This window comes from Extibacter sp. GGCC_0201 (assembly GCF_017566055.1).
GTDB lineage: Bacteria > Bacillota > Clostridia > Lachnospirales > Lachnospiraceae > Extibacter.
In genome coordinates this window covers 1-228 of record NZ_JABFCH010000128.1, presented here as the reverse complement: position 1 = coordinate 228, position 228 = coordinate 1, and the positions used below count along the sequence as shown (strand labels likewise).

1 pseudogene is annotated in these 228 nt (G+C 46.5%); it reads left to right on the top strand.

Going from position 1 to position 228, the window contains the following annotated elements:
- Positions 1–149 (top strand): annotated as a pseudogene (locus HJV72_RS20425) (GNAT family N-acetyltransferase); the annotation flags it as partial.
- Between the last annotated feature and the right edge of the window lie 79 nt (positions 150–228).

The window sequence follows — 228 nt, the reverse complement described above, 5'->3', positions numbered from 1 at the left end:
AATTCTATCTGTTTACCGATACAAGCTGTAACTATGGGTTTTATGAGCATCAGGGAATGAAATGCAGGCAGGAAAAGAAACATCATTTTGATGTCAATGGCCTGCCGGGAGAGATGACATTTTTCCTTTACGATTATATTTGCGATTAAGTGAAATAGCAAAGCCGGCCGGAGCAGTCAACGGCCAAGATGAACGGGCTGTGAACTGCGCCCGCCGCTGACAGCCACG